General features: G+C 65.2%; 14 protein-coding genes and 5 pseudogenes. 16 read left to right on the plus strand and 3 right to left on the minus strand.

Going from position 1 to position 16394, the window contains the following annotated elements:
- The first annotated feature begins 37 nt into the window (after positions 1-37).
- Positions 38-481, plus strand: a complete 444-nt coding sequence (locus tag AS97_RS00660) for an integrase (protein ID WP_247204180.1) — start codon at positions 38-40, stop codon at positions 479-481.
- 66 nt (positions 482-547) lie between these two features.
- Here AS97_RS00660 and AS97_RS00665 read toward each other — a convergent pair whose 3' ends face one another.
- The gene (locus tag AS97_RS00665) at positions 548-1444 is read right to left on the minus strand and encodes an aminoglycoside phosphotransferase family protein (protein ID WP_210564142.1); all 897 of its coding nucleotides are present in this window, start codon (positions 1442-1444) and stop codon (positions 548-550) included.
- A 129-nt stretch (positions 1445-1573) separates the two neighbouring features.
- Between AS97_RS00665 and AS97_RS46630 the strand changes: the two are divergent.
- The 12 genes and pseudogenes from AS97_RS46630 to AS97_RS00715 all read left to right on the plus strand — a co-directional run.
- Positions 1574-1672, plus strand: a pseudogene (locus AS97_RS46630) (DUF6192 family protein); the annotation flags it as partial.
- Positions 1673-1674: 2 nt separating this feature from the next.
- Positions 1675-2079: a RacP protein gene (locus AS97_RS00670; RefSeq protein WP_210564143.1), complete on the plus strand. Its 405-nt coding sequence runs from the start codon at positions 1675-1677 to the stop codon at positions 2077-2079.
- A gap of 55 nt (positions 2080-2134) precedes the next feature.
- Positions 2135-2352: pseudogene (locus AS97_RS00675) on the plus strand (transposase); the annotation flags it as partial.
- Positions 2353-2887: 535 nt separating this feature from the next.
- A pseudogene (locus AS97_RS00680) lies at positions 2888-4660 on the plus strand (reverse transcriptase domain-containing protein); the annotation flags it as partial.
- Between the two features lie 593 nt (positions 4661-5253).
- Positions 5254-7053 carry a reverse transcriptase/maturase family protein gene (locus AS97_RS00685; protein WP_125762086.1) on the plus strand — a complete coding sequence of 600 codons (1800 nt, stop codon included), beginning with the start codon at positions 5254-5256 and terminating at the stop codon, positions 7051-7053.
- Positions 7054-7245: 192 nt separating this feature from the next.
- Positions 7246-7450, plus strand: a pseudogene (locus AS97_RS48845) (hypothetical protein); the annotation flags it as partial.
- 99 nt (positions 7451-7549) lie between these two features.
- Positions 7550-8410, plus strand: a complete 861-nt coding sequence (locus tag AS97_RS00690; protein ID WP_210564145.1) for an SMP-30/gluconolactonase/LRE family protein — start codon at positions 7550-7552, stop codon at positions 8408-8410.
- Between the two features lie 215 nt (positions 8411-8625).
- Positions 8626-10116, plus strand: coding sequence for a bifunctional 3-(3-hydroxy-phenyl)propionate/3-hydroxycinnamic acid hydroxylase (locus AS97_RS00695; RefSeq protein WP_125761714.1), 1491 nt, complete (start codon positions 8626-8628; stop codon positions 10114-10116).
- Positions 10113-10517, plus strand: a complete 405-nt coding sequence (locus AS97_RS00700; protein WP_125761712.1) for a hypothetical protein — start codon at positions 10113-10115, stop codon at positions 10515-10517. The genes AS97_RS00695 and AS97_RS00700 overlap by 4 nt, the downstream gene beginning before the upstream one ends.
- 33 nt (positions 10518-10550) lie before the next feature.
- A complete protein-coding gene (locus AS97_RS00705) occupies positions 10551-10691 on the plus strand; it encodes a hypothetical protein (RefSeq protein ID WP_185930359.1) in 141 nt (46 codons plus the stop codon).
- A gap of 96 nt (positions 10692-10787) precedes the next feature.
- Positions 10788-11192: a hypothetical protein gene (locus AS97_RS00710; protein ID WP_125761710.1), complete on the plus strand. Its 405-nt coding sequence runs from the start codon at positions 10788-10790 to the stop codon at positions 11190-11192.
- A gap of 221 nt (positions 11193-11413) precedes the next feature.
- Positions 11414-12262 (plus strand): fumarylacetoacetate hydrolase family protein, encoded by an 849-nt coding sequence (locus AS97_RS00715; protein ID WP_185930357.1) that lies wholly within the window; start codon positions 11414-11416, stop codon positions 12260-12262.
- Positions 12263-12431: 169 nt separating this feature from the next.
- On the opposite strand, the gene AS97_RS00720 is transcribed toward AS97_RS00715, so the two are convergent.
- On the minus strand, positions 12432-13190 hold the full coding sequence (locus AS97_RS00720) for an IS6 family transposase (protein WP_247204181.1): 759 nt from the start codon (positions 13188-13190) through the stop codon (positions 12432-12434).
- Positions 13191-13336: 146 nt separating this feature from the next.
- On the opposite strand from AS97_RS00720, the gene AS97_RS00725 reads away from it, so the two are divergent.
- Entirely contained in the window at positions 13337-13609 is a 273-nt protein-coding gene (locus tag AS97_RS00725) for a hypothetical protein (protein ID WP_247204182.1), read from the plus strand.
- Positions 13610-13868: 259 nt separating this feature from the next.
- The gene (locus AS97_RS00730; RefSeq protein WP_125762060.1) at positions 13869-14054 is read left to right on the plus strand and encodes a hypothetical protein; all 186 of its coding nucleotides are present in this window, start codon (positions 13869-13871) and stop codon (positions 14052-14054) included.
- A gap of 156 nt (positions 14055-14210) precedes the next feature.
- Here the strand turns inward: AS97_RS00730 and AS97_RS00735 are convergent, their stop codons facing one another.
- Positions 14211-15608: an IS4 family transposase gene (locus AS97_RS00735; RefSeq protein WP_210564147.1), complete on the minus strand. Its 1398-nt coding sequence runs from the start codon at positions 15606-15608 to the stop codon at positions 14211-14213.
- Positions 15609-15721: 113 nt separating this feature from the next.
- On the opposite strand from AS97_RS00735, the pseudogene AS97_RS00740 reads away from it, so the two are divergent.
- A pseudogene (locus tag AS97_RS00740) lies at positions 15722-16371 on the plus strand (IS6 family transposase).
- Positions 16372-16394 lie beyond the last annotated feature (23 nt).

Here is a 16394-nt window from a genome sequence, read left to right on the forward strand (position 1 = left end):
GATCACGGGGAAACTTCACAAGAACATCTCCACCACGATGGGCTACAAGGCGGTCTATCCCACCGAGGCCATCGAGGCCCACCACGCGTTCATCGCCCGCCGCCGGGCCCTGCGGCCCAGCGAGGAATACCGGGTCCCGACCTCAGAGGAGTGGGACTCCTTCCTCGGCCACTTCGAGCGCCGCAAGCTCTCGGTGGGTACCTGCGGCAGGGCGTTCGGCACCGACTGCATCCACGAACACGCTTGTGTCAGATGCTCCCTTCTGCGACCTGACCCGTCCCAACGGGCACGGCTTGCCGAGATTCGCGACAACTTGATCGCCCGAATCGCCGAAGCCGAGACGGAAGGCTGGCTCGGCGAGGTCGAAGGTCTCCAGGTCAGCCTGACTGGCGTCGAGGAGAAGCTCCACCAGCTCGATCGGGGCCATGGGCAGTATACGGCCGTGGACCTTGGCATCCCCACTACGCGTGGTGATCGATGAGTCCACGAAGGTGGGATGCCGCATGGCCCTCAATCAAGATCGAGAACAAGTTCAAAGAAGCGTGCGTCAAACGCCCTTCAGAACACGATCAAGTGCCGCGCGGCCTGCAGGTCCCCAGCTCGGTTTGCCGCCGGGAAGGCCCCGATCCCCGTTCTGCCCCATGAGCATCAGGAAGAGGCTCTTCATCGCGGCCAGCCCGCGGGCGCGCCGGATCGCCGCCTCGTCTGCGTGCGCGTACGTGTCGAAGAACTGTGAGGCCGTGCCTGTGGGTAGCAGCACCCATGCGGCGGCGAGGTCCCACGCGGGATCGCCGGCGAACATGTCACCGAAATCGACGATGCCCGAGAGCGTTCCGTCCGAGACCACGAGGTTCGCGGGATGGAGGTCGCCATGCACCCACACCGGCGGGCCCTCCCACGCGTGGGCCGCAACGGCGTCCTCCCAGACGGCCCGGACGTCGGTAGCGGTGTCGTCGGGGGCAACGGCCTGGAAGAAGTTCTCGAAGCCGTCCGTGCAGTTCCTGGGATGGGCACCGCGGTCCGTAGCGATCGGCGCCTCGGCGGGCGCCTCCACATGGAGCGCCTGGAGGAAACCCGCCAGCGTGTCGGCAGCGTGGTCGCCGCGGCTGATCGAGCCGTGGTCCAGCGGCTCGCCGGGAACCCACGTCATCACGGTCCAGTGCTTGGGGAAACGCTCGGACGGTTCGCCGAACCGCACCGGAGTCGGCACCGGGAGCGGCAGGCGCGGAGCCAGCACGGGCAGCCACCGCCGCTCCTTGAGCTGGAGCTCCGGGGTGGGGTCCATGCGCTGCATGCGCACGGCCAGCTCATCCCCGAGGCGCCACATTTGGTTGCCCCAGCCGCCCGCCACCTCGCGGATGGCCAGCCCTGCAAGATCTGGATGTTGCTCCTGCAACAGGTCGCGGACCAGGTCTGCGGTGATCTCGATCTCGGTGTCGGTCATGCGAAGTCACAGTACTGAGGCGGCAGGCGGAGTGGCTCTCGCTCCGGAACATTTCGCCGTGATTCCTCGGCATCACCGATTTGGTTTCAGAGAGCCGCAGATCAGAGGATTTGGGACGAACCGGCCCCCAAGTTCAGAGAAGCCACTCTCGACTGGATCGAGACCGCGGTCGACACCGGCAAGGTCGACATGGACGACGAGCTCGCCCGTATGCTGAAGGGCGAATAGCCATGCCCCGCGCCTCACGGCGCCGGGGCGACGCCGCCAGGCGGCACGCGGACACCGTCCGCTTCGTGCTGTTCGAGGCCAGACCAGCCGGCCTGCTGTTCCACCAGCTCGTCAGAGCGAGCGGCCTGTCTCCCAGCCAGGTGCGGTCCGGCCTCGCGGCCCTCAAGGACGAGGCCGCCTCCAAGGGCTGGCCCCCGCTGATCTGGACGAGGACGGACGGCTACCAGCTCGGAGCCGAACGGGCCGCCCTGGAGGCATACGAACGGGCAGTCGTCGCAGAGAAGTTGACCGAGTTCCGCCGGTTCATTACCGGCACCGTCGCCCACCCAGGCGACAAATGGGTACGGCACATCGTCGCCCAGCTCAACTCCATCGAATCCACCCTCGACCTCATCGCCAGTGCCTGACCAGCCGTGGTGGCCGCCCGCGGGGCGGCCACCACGGCCCTGTCCAAGGATCGCCATGCGTCATCGCCGCTATCCCTCGGACACCACCAACGCGGAATGGGCCCTGATCGAACCGCTGTTGCCGACCCCGGCCTGCGAGACCTCCGCCGGCGGGCGGCCGGAGAAGCATCCCGCCGAGAGATTGTCGACGCCATCCGCTACGTCGTGGATACTGGCTGCAAATGGCGGGCCCTGCCTGCGGATTTTCCGCCCTGGCGCACAGTTTGGGGCTTCAGTGCGCCGTGAGGCGCTTCGTTGTATCCCCGACTCACTCGGGAGCAACTTGGAGGATTGTTTCTGGGTCACCTGACTTACCTGGCGGTGAAAGCCAAAGGGGACAACAGCATGTCAGGAAAGCGGTAGCTGTCCGAAGTTGCCTAGGGCGGAGAACTGCAAGACCCGCGCGATATGGCCAAGGCTGGATTGCCTGAAGTCCAATCTCCAGCGGCACAACCGGAAACTCATCGGAACGGCATCTGAAACCGATGCCCTCTCCTTGCCCGGTCCTCATGAATCGGCCTGGGCAACCTCCGAGGAGGGGGGCGCCGCCCAGTGAGGGCGGTCAAGGAGATGAGTGGGCGGCCTACGTCGTGCTCGATACGTACAGCGAAGACGTACCACGGGATCGCCTAAGGGGCGCGAGCCCTATGGCGACGGAGTGCCCGTAGTAGTCGCAGGAGTAACGACCTGCCAGGGAGGCCGGGAAAACCGGACCGCAGGGCGAAGGGGCACAGGTGATCACGATGTCCGCTACTGGGAGGTATGCGTAATGCAGAACGCCGAAACAGTCCTGGGCATCATCCAGGAAAGAGGCAGGCGTCGTCTGCCTCTGGAGAGGGTCTACCGACAGCTGTTCAACCCGCAGCTTTTCCTGATGGCCTATGGCCGAATCTACCGCAACGCTGGGGCGATGACTCCAGGGTCGTCAGGAGAAACCGTGGACGGCATGTCACTGGAGAAAATCGACGCGATCATCGGCGCATTGCGCTCGGAGTCGTATCGATGGATGCCTGTCAAGCGGGTCTACATCGACAAGAAAGGAGGCACCCGCAAGAGACGCCCGCTTGGTTTGCCGACCTGGTCGGACAAACTGGTCGCTGAAGTCGTGCGTCTACTTCTTGAGGCGTACTACGACGTCCAGTTCTCCGATCACTCCCACGGTTTCCGTCCCGGACGGGGTTGCCACACGGCCCTTCAGGCCGTGGCGAAGCACTGGACCGGGACGCGCTGGTTCATCGAGGGAGACATCTCGGACTGCTTCGGCAGTCTCGACCACGAGGTCCTGCTCAGGACCCTCGGGGAGAAGGTCGACGATGGCCGCTTCCTGCGGCTGATCGATCACATGCTCAAGGCTGGATACCTGGAGGACTGGAAGTGGAATGCCACTCTCAGTGGGGCACCCCAAGGTGGAGTTGCCTCGCCGATCCTCTCTAACATCTACCTTGACCGACTCGATCAGTTCGTTGAGCAACAGTTGTTGCCGGAATACAACCGAGGAAAACAGCGTCGAAACCATCCTGAGTACCATCGGCTCGACGGCCGGATGTACTGGGCCAAGCGACGCGGCGATCGTGCCGCGGTCCGGCAGTTGCGGCTCATGAAGCGCAGTCTGCCAAGCCGCGACCCTTACGATCCTGGTTATCGACGCCTGCGGTATATCAGGTACGCCGATGACTGGCTTCTCGGTTTCGCGGGGCCAAAGCACGAAGCAGAGGAGATAAAGGGACGGGTCAAGGGGTTCCTGCGAGGTGAACTCAAGCTCGAACTCTCGGACTCCAAGACCTTGATCACGCACGCCACCAACCAGGCGGCGCGCTTCCTCGGCTACGAAGTGAAGGCCCAGCGATGTGACACCAAGCTCACGGGGCCGCGCAGATCTGCGAGCGGCATCATCGGGCTCTACGTGCCACGTGACGTAATTCGGCAACGCTGTGCGCCGTACATGAGTGGCGGAAAGCCGGTCCAGCGCGGTGTGCTGCATCACGACAGTGACTTTTCTATCGTGGCGGCATATCAAGCGGAGTACCGGGGTCTCGTCCAGTACTACTTGCTGGCCCAGAATGTTGGCCATCTCAACCGCTTGCGGTGGGCGATGGAGACATCGATGCTCAAGACGCTGGCAGGCAAGCACAAGTCCACGGTCAACCGTATGGCCCGGAAGTATCGGGCATCAGTCAAGACGGATTACGGGCCGCGACCGTGCTTCGAAGTCAGGGTCGAGCGTGGAGAAGGCAAGGAGCCACTGGTAGCCCGCTTTGGCGGGATTCCGCTCAGACGCCAACGCACAGCGGTTGTGCACGACAGGCAGCCGTTGACACCGAATCAGATCAACAGATCTGAGCTTGTGAAACGGCTTCTGGCTGACACCTGCGAGATCTGTGGTTCCGGACAGCGGGTGGAGGTCCACCACGTCCGGAAACTGGCAGATGTCAACCGGCCGGGACAGCCAAAGCGCCCCGTCTGGGTGAAGCTGATGGCGATGCGGCGACGCAAGACCCTCGTGGTCTGCCGAGCCTGCCACGAAGCCATCCACACGGGACGCGCAACCTCGCCCAACCGGAAAAGGTCACCGGAGAGCGGTGTGCTGGGAAACTGTGCGCCGTTTCACTCGGCGCTGGATCGCCCCCGCAGGGGGCCGAGGTTCGGAAGGAGGTGACCTTGGGGCCACCCGCCTTACCTGGACGCGAAAGCGCGAGGGGACAACAGCATGGCGGGAAAGCGTGGAGCATCGAGAAGGCGTCGAAGGCGCTGCCGCGCAAGGCCCGCGTGATACGGCGAAGGCCACACTGCTTGAAGCCCAGTCACCAGCGGTGGAAGACGCACACCCTGCGACACGACGCCTGAGGTCGCAGCCGTCGGCATCGGACGGTCCTGACTTTTGCCGTCTCAACCCTTCCGGCCGGCGGGCGGCGGACAGTGAGTTCGCTCAAGGGGACGGACCGGGCCGCCTACGTCACGCTCGATACGTCCAGCGCAAGAGGAATACGGGATGGCCTACGGGGCGCGAGCCCTATGGCTACGGAGGGGTCGTAGTAGTCGTCGGAGTAACGCCCGACCAGGGAGGACGGGAAAGCCGTCTACACGGGCGAAGGACCCCAGGTGTCAACAGATCTTCACGATGGCGAGGTATGCGAAATGCAGAGCGCCGAAGCCCTTCTGGGGATCATCCGTGAACGCGGCAGGCGAGGTCTGCCGCTGGAACGTCTCTACCGATGCTTGTTCAACCGGGAGTTGTACCTGCTCGCCTACGGGCGGATCTACCGCAACGACGGTGCGATGACGCCCGGCGTCACGGCCGAGACCGTGGACGGCATGCGCCTGGAGAAGATCCAGGCGATCATCGATGCGCTCCGCAGTGAGCGTTATCGCTGGTCACCGACGCGCCGCGTCTACATCGAGAAGAAGGGAAGGACGAAGAGTCGGCGCGGTTTGGGTCTGCCGACGTGGTCGGACAAGCTGCTGCAAGAGGTGATGCGCCTGTTGCTTGAGGCGTATTACGAGCCGCAGTTCTCCGATCACTCCCACGGATTTCGGCCCGGCCGGGGCTGTCACACCGCCCTGCAATCGATCTATCCCGGCTGGCGGGGCAGTACATGGTTCGTCGAGGGGGACATCAAAGCCTGTTTCGACAGTCTGGACCATGAGGTCCTGCTGTCGATCCTGGCGGAGAAGATCCACGACAACCGTTTCTTACGGTTGACCGGCGGACTGCTCCGGGCCGGGTATCTGGAACAGTGGCGCTATCACGCGACGTTGAGCGGTTCGCCGCAAGGCGGCGTGATCTCGCCGATCCTGTCCAACATCTACCTGGACCGGCTGGACAAGTACATCGAGACGAACCTGCTGCCCGCTTACAACCGGGGAGCCCGGCGCACGCCGTATCGTCCATACATGCGGCTGTGGCAGCGCGCCTTCCGTCTGGAACAGCAAGGGGAGTTGGAGGCGGGTCGGGCTCTGCGCAGGCAGATGAAGACCATGCCCTCCCGCGATCCTGATGATCCGGGCTACCGTCGGCTGAACTACTGCCGTTACGCGGACGACTGGCTGCTCGGGTTCACCGGACCGAAGCGGGAAGCCGAGGAGATCAAGGCCGACATCGGCCGGTTCCTGCACGACGAGCTCAAGCTGGAGCTGTCCGAGGAGAAGACCCTGATCACGCACGGGCGGACGAGTGCCGCCCGGTTCCTCGGCTACGAGATCGTGGTCTTGGACAACGACACCAAGCACGACCAGCGCGGTCACCGCAGCATCAACGCGCAGATCGGGCTGAAAGTGCCTGCTGACGTTATCCGCGCCAAGTGCCGTCTCTACATGCACCATGGCCGACCGATCCGGCGGACCGAACGCACGGTCAACAGCGACTTCTCCATCGTCGCCCAGTACCAGGCCGAGTTCCGTGGGATCGCCGGTTACTACCAGCTCGCCTTCAACCTCCACCGCTTAGGGCGGCTGAAGTACGTGATGCAGCGCTCCCTGGTCAAGACGCTCGCGCGGAAGTACCGCGTCCGTGTCTCCAGGATCTACCGGCGCTACAGTACCGTGCTGAAGACCGACCAGGGTCCCCGCCGGGGACTCCAGGTCACCGTCGAACGCGGCGAAGGACGACAGCCGTTGGTGGCGCAGTGGGGCGGAGTCTCGCTGAAGCGCAAGATCAGGATCGGCAGCCTCGACGATCACCCGACGCAGGTGTGGAACAGCGCGCGCAACGAAGTGGTCAAGCGCCTGCTCGCCGACACCTGCGAGATGTGCGGGTCCCATGACGGTGTCGAAGTGCACCACATCCGGCACCTCAAAGACCTGAATGTCCGGGGGCGGGCCGCCAAGCCCGCCTGGGCCCAGATGATGGCCGCGCGCCGTCGGAAGACCCTGGTCGTCTGCCGCGTCTGCCACGAGGACATCCACTACGGTGCGAGTCGCTCGCGGCAGAACTCATGAGAAGAAAAGGCACTGGAGAGCCCACTGCTGGGAAATCTAGCACGGTGGGTTCGGTGGGGGGCCGTCGGAAAAGGACCTGGTCACAGGCACCTCGCTGGCGGCCTACCCAACGTCATGTCCGGTTCGGCGGGAGGCCGCGCGGAACAGAACTCGCCCTCACGGCGAGCACCTCGCCGCGCGGCCGACCCAACCGGCTGGCTCATGCTCCACTGTCGGCTGGCCCGCGACTGCGAAACCCTGTCGATCCGCTTTGCTGTGGCAGACCTCATGGCCCGCCGCCTCACCAGCGAGACCCCTCTCCTGGCGCGACCTGACACCACAGACTAAACGGCCAATTCCGGGACAAGGCAGCGCGATCAAACGACCTCCGAGCCAAGCGCGCAGTGCGGATACATGAAGACGACAGCATCAACTTTCCAAAGTTGCATTGACATGCAAAAGTCGTTCGGGGCACACTTTGGACGCCAAAGGGCGCCACTTCGAGAAGGAGTGACATGTGAACAGCGGTGACAGTCGCCTCATGAACTCGACGATCGAGACCCTGTGCGACGACACAGTCTGGGGAGAGGCCCCGCGCCGCCAGGGCGATGCGCTGTGGAGTTCGGACACCCAAGCTGCTCAGCTCCTGACGGTCTCCGAAGCCGGCGTGGCGCGAACGGCGCTCGCCGAACCCTCCAACGGGATCTGGTTCCTACCGGACGGACGCCTCGCGATCGCCCGCTGGCATGCCAAGCGAATCGACGTGCTGGAGGACGGCGAGTCGGTTCTCCACGCCGACCTCAGCGATCTGGCCCGCGCCGCGCTCGGCGACATGGCCGGTGCTCCCGATGGGCGGCTGTACGTCGACGACATGGGCGAGGCCCCCCACAGCGGCGCGCCGATCGGACGCGTCCTTGTGGTCGATCCCGACGGGTCCGCCCGGGTCGCGGCCGAAGGCCTCCGCTTCCCCAACGGCATCGCCGTGCTCGAGGACACCCTGATCGTGGCGGAGACACACGCCATGCGCCTGACGGCGTTCGACATCGAGTCCGATGGAACCTTGAAACGCCCCCGCACATGGGCCGATCTTGCCAAGCTGCTCAGCGAGCGGCATCGACCAGATGGAATCTGGCCCGCCCCCGACGGGTCGATCTGGGTCGCCACAACGACCGGCGAAGAGTTCGTCCGGGTAGACGGCTCCCGGGTCATCGACCGAGTGCCTACGCCGGGCGAGTTCGCCATCGCCTGCTGCCTCGACGGCTCCTCGCTATACCTGTCGGCGTCCCGGAGCACCGACCCCGACCTGGACCTGCTGTCCGAAGCACTGCCCCAGAAGAAGGTCCGCGGACGGATTGCCCGCGTCGAGGTCGCCACCTGATCCGTGCTCAGTACAGGAAGGAGGACAGCGATGTCCCGGTTCCGCGGTGTGCCCGGCGAGTGGAGTCCCGAAGGGCACAAGGGGGTCAGCCTGCGAGACCCCCACCTCACCCTGGAGGGCTTCAGAGACCTGGGGCTGCCCGCGGCCAAGAGGCACGGGAGCACCAGATCGGCGCAATCAGAGGGGCGGTAGTTGTGAGCGAAGGAGTGGATGAGATGACGCCATCGGCGAACGAAGAGCGCCGCAACCGCGTGGACGTCGCGGTGATCGGCTGCGGACCGACCGGCCTGACCTTGGCCCGGCTGCTCGAGCAGGAGAACCTCACGGTCGCGGTGATCGACCGCAGTTGGCTGCCCATGGAACGTTCGCGTGCGACGCACCTGGACGACGAGACGATGCGTACGTTCCATCAGGTCGGGGCAGGGCACCTCGAACCGACCTTCTCGCCGGTCGGCACCTACCGTCACTACGACGCCGACCGGCGAATCATCATGGAGATGGAGCTGAACCGCGGGCTCACCGATCAGGGCTGGCAGTCAGACTACATGTTCCACCAGCCCGACTTCGAGACCGTCCTCCGCGGACGGGCGTACTCCGCCGCAACGACCTCGACCTTCTTCGGCTGGGAGGTGACCAGCATGCGCGAGGCAGAAGAAGGGGTGGTGGTCGATCTCCACGAAGTCGCGACGCACACAACACAGCAGGTCACGGCATCATTCGTCGTCGGCTGCGACGGTGCGCACTCTTACGTCCGGGCCTTCATGGGTTGCGGCCAGATCGACTACGACGCAACACACCGGTCGCTCATCATCGACATCCTCCCCTTCGTGCCGAATGAAGCCCTCGCGACCCGCGACATGTTCATCCAGGGAAGCATTCGCAATCCCTTGACCTTCGTGCCCATCCAGGAGCCTCGACTTCGCTTCGAGCTCATGCTCCGGCCCGACGACGTAGCCGCCGACTTCGCGCGTGTAGAGCAGGTATATGAGCGCCTCGGACCATGGTTCCAGCCTGGCGACTACCGGATCCTCCGCTGTGACGTCTACGAGTGGCGATCGGTGACGGCGACCCCGTGGCGAGCAGGTCGGGTGCTGCTCGCCGGCGACGCCGCGCACACCATGCCTCCCCATCTCGGCCAGGGGATGTGTAGCGGGATCCGCGACGCCGCCAATCTGGCCTGGAAGCTCGGCCGAGTGGTCCGTGAGGAGTCGCCGTTCGAACTGCTCGACAGCTACGAAGCCGAGCGCGCACCACATGTGGCGGCCTACACAACGATCTCGGCCCAGATGGCGAACGCGATCGAGACGATGCGGGCCTCGGACGGCGAAGTGCCGGTAGTGAAGGCCGAGCCACTCCGGCCGCAGATCGGGCCCGGAATCTGGGACGGCTCGAGCGCGGTGGGCGGCCGCCTGTCCGCCCAACCGAGAGTGGACAGTGAGACGCTGCTCGACGATGTGGTCGGCTACCGGTTCGCGCTCGTCGGTGACCCGGCAGTCGTGGCACAGACGACGCCGCAGACCAAGAAGCTATGGGAAGGCTTGAACGTGAAGATCGTCGATGGCTTCTCGGAAGAGATCCGCGGCTGGGTCGAGGGGCTGGACGCTGCGGCCGCGGTCATCAGACCGGACCGCTACCTCTACGGTACGGCGCGTACCGCGGCGGAACTCGACGCATTGGCCGGCAGCCTTGAGGCGGCCCTGCGATGACCGCGGCGCAACGGGTGATCGAGGCGTTCAACACCCTCAATCCGGACACGAGCATCTTCGCTCCCGAGTCGGTGACCTGGCACTCCTTCGACGAGTCCGAGGTGCCCACGATTCCCGACACCTTCGCGGCTCTTCGCGCCTTCAGGTCGGTCTCGCCGGACTTCCGCTTCAACGACGCGCGGTGCGAGGAGACAGACGGTGACCTGTCCTGGGCTCGGTATGTACTGTCCGGGACTTTGCCCGACGGCTCCACCTTCCGGGCTCCGGCCGCGCTTGCGGTGATCACCGGCAGCGACGGCAGGGTCGTGCGGCTCGAGGAGTTCGTGGACCAGCACCAAGTGGCGCCGCTCGTCATAGCACTTGGCGTCGCGGGCCACAACGTCGGTGATACGGGGCAATGACGCGTCACCTCGATCTCGAGCTTCGACCCGATCGTGGACGCCATCGACGACACAGCGCAGGAGGCGTGGGCCGTCGCTGACCTGGCCGAGAACTTCGGCCGCTTCCTCAAAAGCCACCGGGCCGGATTCGGCGAGCTGCCCTCGTGTAATTGCTGGCGGATCACTGATCGCTGATATCGAGCCATTGGTTACATAACCGGCCTACCGGCGGGCCTGGATACATTTGTCTAGGCTGTTGTGCCGCGGAGTTCGATCAATTGGACCGGGCATATGGACTACTCGAACCACGGTGCCGGCCAAAAGAGTATCGGAGCGCCAGTGCTGACGTTTACCGGTGGCAAGCCCCTGGTTGCGGATCGCTGGCGGATCTACCGACTGTTCATCGCGGGAGAGGCTGCCTATGAGATGCCGCCGCACCTCGGGAAATGCGCTCGGCGTGCGGCACGCCATGAACCTAGGCGCCAGCCCACATGGAGCCGCCACCGGCCGAAGAACGCGGGCCCCTGCGTCTCTTCGCGGGACCAGGAATCTTCAGCGCCGACGATGGTGGGCTTCCGGTTCGCCGTCATCGCATCCGGCTCCTTCCTAAATGATCTGATGGTTGCGATCGGCCCGAGTCTGCAGCGGCTCGGGATTCAAAACTATTACAGCCTCCTCCCTGGCCTCAAGGCGTGACTCTCACTGCTGGGAGCCGGCGCAATCCTCGTCCGGCCTGATCGCTATGCGGTCGCTGCCGATGTGGAGCTGGCCGAATAGTCAAGCTCCAGTGATCAGCGAAGGCTGCCGTAGCACCGTACATGCGGTCAACTGGTATATATCCTAGGTTATATGGCCGATCTGCAAAGAGTCGATCGGTCGCGTATCTGATTCCTGATTTTCAGAGAGGTGTGGGTGTCATGAGGCTCACCAGGGTGAAGTTCGAGGGCCGTGTCCGGTCGGCACTTGTCGAAGACGACCAACTCCGCTTGCTTGAGACGGAGAATCTCGTCTCCGCTTTGTCACTCATCGCGTCAGGACATGATCTGCCCGTCGGCTCACGGATCCCGCGCGGGTCGGCAGAGCTGCTGGCCCCGATCGAGAGCGAGTCCAAGTTCTTCGGCATCGGGCTCAACTACTACTCCCATATGGCAGAGGCGAACCTGCCAAAGCCGCAGCGTCCGATCGTGTTCACGAAATACCCGTCGGTGTTGATTGGACCCGCAGACGACGTCCTCCTCCCGAATACTTCAGACATGGTCGACTGGGAGGCCGAGCTGGGCGTTGTCATCGGACGACGTTTGCGAGAGGCCAACGTGGAGCAGGCAGCCGAGGCCATCGGCGGATTCACCGTTGTCAACGACGTCTCCGCTCGCGACTACCAACTTCACGAGTCGCAGTGGAACCCGGGCAAGAACGTCGAATCCTCGACGCCGGTTGGCCCGTGGATCGTCACCGCCGATGAGCTTGGCCCGAACCCGGACCTCGCGTTGTCAACCCGAGTCGACGGCGAGGTTCGCCAGCACGGCCGCACTGCGGATCAGATCTTCACACCGGCTCAGATCGTCTCCTACATCAGCGAGTGGATCACTCTCGAACCGGGAGACATCATTGCCACCGGTACCTGCGCTGGAGTCGGACATTGCATGAGTCCCGCCGTGTACCTCGGAGCCGGCCAGGTCCTCGAGACGACAATTGAGCGCATTGGCACTCTGACTAACCGCTGCGTCAGTGGGCGAGTTATCCCCATCGCGCCCGCACTGACGTGACGGACGTGGTCGTGGACAGCGCCCGAGGGCGCGATAGCTGGCACCGTAGCCCCGGCAAGATCAGAACCTCGGTGGTCGAAGAGCTCGCCGAAGGGCGCTGTCACGTTGTTGGGGGTGTGAGTGCCTGATGGGGTGTCGGGTGTGGTGGGGCCAGGTTCCGGCTCTATCCTCAGGCCGCGGCAGGCAGGCTGGCGATGCCGGTGACCTGATCCCAGGTGCCGAAGCGGATGGTCATCTCGGCGCGGTATCCGGTGGCTGTCATCAGGTGGCGGCGTGGCCGGAAGTGGGGTGAGACACCGCTGAACGCGGCCAGGAACTGCTGGGCTCCGCCGACGGAGCGGGAGCCTTTCATGGCACGTTCGCGTTGCCGGGTGGGCTGGTGGCTGTTCTCGGCCCGGTTGTTCAGCCCCTTGTGGGAACGGTGCTCGACGGAGGGCATGACCTCGCGGTGGGCCGCGCTGTAGGAGCGCAGCTTGTCGGTGACCACCGTCCGCGGCACCGAGCAGGTCTTCTTGAGCAGTTTGCGGGAGAACCGCCTGGCCGCAGTGGTGTCCCGCCGGTTTTGCGCGAGGATGTCCAGGACGGCGCCGTCGGCGTCCACAGCCCGCCACAGGTACTTCAGCTCGCCGTTGATCTTGATGAAGACCTCGTCCAGGTGCCACTTGTCACCGGGCCGGGGCCGACGGCGGCGCAGTCCGTCGGCATAGGCCTGTCCGAACTTCGGACACCAGCGGCGCACCGTCTCGTAGGAAACGATCACGCCGCGCTCGAGCATCAGCTCCTCGACCTCACGGAATGACAACGGGAAGCGGAAGTACAGCCATACCGCGTGTGCGATCACCTCCACCGGGTACCGGTGCCCCTTGTACGAAGGCGACGCGGACGACACGAGCGAACCCCTCCCCGACACGATCAACTCCAAGATCATCCCAGGCCGGTCAGTTAACGTGACAACGCCTCGGCGAAGGCACCGACGGCTATCGCGACCTGGTCGACCTGCAGTTCCCCTACACACTCGGCAACGAGTTCGCGGGCACCGTCACCGAAGCCGGGCCGGACGTCACCCGCTTCCGTGTGGGGGACGAGATCTTCGGCCTGGCTCTGCCCCGTCAGCTGCGCCCCGCCGCCGATCCTGTACGACCGTCACTGAGCACCGGCGCCCTCGCCGACTACGCGGTCTTCGAGGCGGACACGCCTGCACTGGGCCACCGCCCGGCCGCCCTCGGCGCAGAGCAGGCCGCGTCCCTGCCGATCGCCGGCGGCACCACACTGGCCATCATGGACACCGCGGACATGGCCCCGGCGAGTCCGTCCTCGTCATCGGGGCCACCGGCGCGGTCGGTCTGACACTGATCCCGAACCTCGCCACGGCCGGCGCCGAGATTACGGCCACCGCTCGCACGACCGAGGCCGCTGACCTGCTACGCAGCCTGGGCGCCCACCACACGGTCGGCTACGACGATTACCCCACCGGCGTCGACGTCGTCCTCAACCTTGCGCTCTTCGCCGACGACCTGCCTGCGGCGGCGCGCAGCCTGCGCCCGGGCGGCCGGCTGATCTCGATCGTCTTCCCCCGCCGGAGCCTCGGCAACTGGAACGCGACGACGTGAAACTGGCCTTCGTGATGCACATGGGCGATGAGACCAACGGCGCACGGGCCGTGGCCGAGGCCGCAACCGCGGGCCGACTCTCCACCCCGATCGCCCGCCGATACTCACTCGACGACGGCGTCGAAGCGGCAATCGACCATGCCCGCAGGCACCCGCTCGGCAAGATCGTCGTAACTGTCTGAGCGGCGTTGTCACGTTAACTGACCGGCCTGGGATGATCTTGGAGTTGATCGTGTCGGGGAGGGGTTCGCTCGTGTCGTCCGCGTCGCCTTCGTACAAGGGGCACCGGTACCCGGTGGAGGTGATCGCGCACGCGGTATGGCTGCAACACCGTTGATTTAGCGCTTTGACCTGGTCTTCAAGCCGTCTTCCATCACCGTGACCTCGGTTTCGAGGGTGTAGTGCTGAGCGGTGGCGGGGTGTTGGAGGGAGTTCTTGCTGTACTTGCTGGTCGGGTTCTTTCGGGTTCGGGCCTTGGCTCGCTGCCGGCGGCGGGCGGGCAGAAGGTTGTCCAGGATGGCGTGGCCGATCGTGCTCACCAGCGTGACCTCGCGCGGGATGATCCCGGCGGCGGTGGTGACCTGGTCGCGGGCTGTTTCCAGTGCGATGGTGAAGCTGATCCGGTCGGGGTCCAGACCCGGTCGGCCGGCGGTGGCGTCGGTGGTGATCCGTATGAGGGCCTGGTAGACGGTCAGCAGGGCGTAGACCTCCTGTTCGACCTCCTGCGGGCGGTGCGAGCGCAGGATGCGGCCGTCCAGCATCGTGGCCTTGATCGAGAAGTAGGTGGTCTCGGCCTGCCACCTCTCGTGGTAGAGGGTGACCAGTTCGTGGGCGGGGTAGCGGGTGTGGTCGGTGAGGCTGGTGGCCAGGCGCCACTGCTCGCGGCGGACCGTGCCGTCGGCGTAGGTCACGGTGATCCAGGCTTCGACGATCCGCACCGGCAGCTTTCCCATGCCGAAGGTCGACAGGTAGGAGCCGTCAGGCAGCCGCTTGGTGATCAGCGGGATGCGACGGGCGCCGGACCGGCACAGGAACTCCGCCCCGGTGGAGCGGAGTTGGAGCAAGAGGGGGTAACCGTCGAAGCCGGTGTCCAGCAGCACGAGCATTCCGCGGGTCAACCGGTCGAGCATCTGCTCGACGTAGGTGGTCTCGCCTGTGGTCTCCGGGCCGAAGGCCGCGGCGAGCACCGCCCGGGTGCCGCACTCGATGAGCGTGAGCAGTCGCAGCAGCGGGTAGTCGAACTCCACGTCCTCGCCCTTGCGCTTGCGTTTGCTGTGCCGGGCGGCGATCGGGTCGCTGTCGGGAAGGTGCAGGCTGGTGCCGTCGATAGCCACCGTCCGCAGGCCCCGCCAGAACGCGCCGGGAGTGTGTGGCCCGGCCACCGGCCCGGCCAGTGTCTCGAACAATGGCTGGAACGGTGCGGATCCCACCCGGCGACGGGCCCGGCACAGCGCCGAGGTACACGGCCGCACCAGGGCCAGGGCATCCAGGCTCGCGACGAGCTTGCCCCACACCGCCCGATAGCTGCACCGCTCGAACAGGGCCAGCGCCAGGACGAAGTACACCACCACCCGCGAGGGCAGCAGCCTGACCCGCTTCTGGACCGTCCCGGTCTCCTCCAGAACCGCATCGACCAGCGCAAAGTCCACCACCTGCGTCAACTCCCCGAGATGTCCCGGCGCGAACACGCCCGCGGCTACCGCGATCTCACGGGTGATGACAGACTGCTCCTGCAACGGAACTCCTTGATCAACTCTCTTGGTCGAAAGTTGATCTACCGGGTTCCGTTGCGTCGCTCAACCCCCTTGACACGTCACCACCAGGTCAAACTCAACGGTGTTGGGTATGGCTGTACTTCCGCTTCCCGTTGTCATTCCGTGAGGTCGAGGAGCTGATGCTCGAGCGCGGCGTGATCGTTTCCTACGAGACGGTGCGCCGCTGGTGTCCGAGTTCGGACAGGCCTATGCCGACGGACTGCGCCGCCGTCGGCCCCGGCCCGGTGACAAGTGGCACCTGGACGAGGTCTTCATCAAGATCAACGGCGAGCTGAAGTACCTGTGGCGGGCTGTGGACGCCGACGGCGCCGTCCTGGACATCCTCGCGCAAAACCGGCGGGACACCACTGCGGCCAGGCGGTTCTCCCGCAAACTGCTCAAGAAGACCTGCTCGGTGCCGCGGACGGTGGTCACCGACAAGCTGCGCTCCTACAGCGCGGCCCACCGCGAGGTCATGCCCTCCGTCGAGCACCGTTCCCACAAGGGGCTGAACAACCGGGCCGAGAACAGCCACCAGCCCACCCGGCAACGCGAACGTGCCATGAAAGGCTCCCGCTCCGTCGGCGGAGCCCAGCAGTTCCTGGCCGCGTTCAGCGGTGTCTCACCCCACTTCCGGCCACGCCGCCACCTGATGACAGCCACCGGATACCGCGCCGAGATGACCATCCGCTTCGGCACCTGGGATCAGGTCACCGGCATCGCCAGCCTGCCTGCCGCGGCCTGAGGATAGAGCCGGAACCTGGCCCC

The organism is Streptomyces sp. AgN23, assembly GCF_001598115.1.
GTDB classification, from domain to species: Bacteria; Actinomycetota; Actinomycetes; order Streptomycetales; family Streptomycetaceae; genus Streptomyces; species Streptomyces antimycoticus.